This is a genomic window from Mesorhizobium sp. M4A.F.Ca.ET.022.05.2.1 (assembly GCF_003998845.1).
In the GTDB taxonomy this organism is placed as follows: Bacteria; Pseudomonadota; Alphaproteobacteria; order Rhizobiales; family Rhizobiaceae; genus Mesorhizobium.
In genome coordinates, this window is sequence record NZ_RZOJ01000668.1 from 1 (window position 1) to 1,819 (window position 1,819).

At 64.1% G+C, this 1,819-nt stretch carries 3 protein-coding genes and 1 pseudogene; all 4 read left to right on the top strand.

The genetic code is table 11. From position 1 onward, the window contains the following. Positions 1-680, top strand: a 680-nt coding sequence (locus EN745_RS34355; protein WP_127423280.1) for a VWA domain-containing protein, incomplete at its 5' end; no start/stop codon positions are given. Between the two features lie 65 nt (positions 681-745). Next, positions 746-1,141: a RidA family protein gene (locus EN745_RS34360; protein WP_127423281.1), complete on the top strand. Its 396-nt coding sequence runs from the start codon at positions 746-748 to the stop codon at positions 1,139-1,141. A 54-nt stretch (positions 1,142-1,195) separates the two neighbouring features. Continuing rightward, positions 1,196-1,534: an XdhC family protein gene (locus tag EN745_RS34365; RefSeq protein ID WP_040593291.1), complete on the top strand. Its 339-nt coding sequence runs from the start codon at positions 1,196-1,198 to the stop codon at positions 1,532-1,534. Between the two features lie 6 nt (positions 1,535-1,540). Beyond that, positions 1,541-1,819 (top strand): annotated as a pseudogene (locus tag EN745_RS34370) (XdhC family protein); the annotation flags it as partial.

A 1,819-nucleotide genomic window follows, 5' to 3' on the forward strand; every position in this document is an offset into this window, starting at 1 on the left:
AAGGCAGGCGCAGCGAGCCGCGTGCCATGATGCGCTCGGCCGCGCGCACCGGCGGCACGCTGATCCTGCCGAAATTCCGCTGTGCCCGCGAGGTGCATCCGCCGCTGGTGGTGCTTGCCGACATTTCCGGCTCGATGAGCCAGTACACGCGCATCTTCTTGCATTTCCTGCACGCGCTGACGGAAAAGCGCCGCCGCGTGCATGCCTTCGTCTTCGGCACGCGCCTGACCAATTTGACGCGGCAGATGCGCCATCGCGATCCCGATGCCGCGCTCGCCGAGTGCTCGGCGACTGTGAAGGACTGGTCCGGCGGCACCCGTATCGGCGACACGCTGGCCGAGTTCAACCGCCTGTGGTCGCGGCGCGTGCTGGGGCAGGGGGCTGTGGTGCTGCTGATCACCGACGGGTTGGAGCGCGACGAGATCGCCGGCCTTTCGGAAGAAATGGAGCGGCTGCACAAATCCTGCCGTCGGTTGATCTGGCTGAACCCTCTGCTGCGCTTCGACGGTTTCGAGGCGCGCGCGCGTGGCGTCAAGGCGATGCTGCCGCATGTCGACGAGTTCCGCCCGGTGCACAATCTCGAGGCGTTGGCCGATCTCTGCGCCTCGCTCGACCAGCGGCCGGCCGCTCGCGTCGATCCGCGTCGATGGCTGCGGGCTGGCGACAGGCACGCCGCATAGCCATATGTTTATCCATCGGAAGAAAGACTCCCGGAAAATTGAAATCACCATACAGGGACCGATGAATGACGCTCCAATGCATCAACCCAAAGGATCTGCCAATTCCGCAGACGTACAGCCAGGTTGTCGTTGCGACAGGCAGCAAGTTGGTATTCATCTCGGGCCAGGAGCCCGAAGACCTGGATGGCAAACTTGTTGGCCGTGGTGATCTTGCGACTCAGGCGCGCCAGGTGTTTGGCAATCTCGGCCGCGCACTCGCCGCCGCCGGTGCGGCGCCTGCGCAGGTCGCCAGGATCACGATCTATGTCGTCAACTACAATCGCGATGAATGCCTGCCGATCATCGAAAAGGCGCGGGTAGAGCTGTTCGGAGACCATAAACCAGCCGACGTGGTGCTTGGCGTGGCGAGCCTGTCCCCCGACTATCTGATCGAGGTTGACGCGTTCGCAGTGATTGATTGAGCATGCATTTGCACGAACTGCCCAGATCATAAACAGACCCCAAGAGAAGCAGTCATGGAAAACAGCATCTATCTCGATGAGGCCCGCGATCCCCTGATCATCGCGGAAGGCTGGATGAAGGACGGCAAGGATGTCGCCATCGCGACCGTGGTCGAGACCTGGGGTTCGGCGCCGCGCCCGGTCGGCAGCCATCTGGTCATCGACGCCGACGGCAATTTCCACGGCTCCGTCTCCGGCGGCTGCGTCGAAGGAGCGGTGGTGACCGAGGCGATCGATGTCATTGGCTCGGGTAAGGCCAGGATGCTGGAGTTCGGCGTTGCCGACGAGACCGCCTGGCAGGTGGGGCTCTCCTGCGGCGGCCGCATCAAGGTCTATGTCGAGCGGCTTGGTTAGGGCGCCATGGACCCGTATGCGCTGAAAACATTGAACGAAGAGCGCCGCGCCCGCCGCGCGGCGATCCTGGTCACCGACCTCGGCGACGGCCGCGACCGCATCGTGCGCGAGGGCGATCCAGTCGCTGGCGAATTGGGCGAGGCGATCGCCAGGGCATTTCGTACCGGCAATTCCGGCTCGGTCGAGGCGGAAGGGCGCACCTTCTTCCTCAATGTGCATCTGCCGCAGCCGCGCCTGGTGGTGATCGGCGCCGTCCATATCAGCCAGGCGCGGCTGCGGCAGATG

Excerpts from the sequence above, each read along its gene's own strand:
- EN745_RS34360 (WP_127423281.1), top strand. The coding sequence starts at position 746 with ATGACGCTCCAATGCATCAACCCAAAGGATCTGCCAATTCCGCAGACG.
- EN745_RS34365 (WP_040593291.1), top strand. The coding sequence starts at position 1,196 with ATGGAAAACAGCATCTATCTCGATGAGGCCCGCGATCCCCTGATCATC.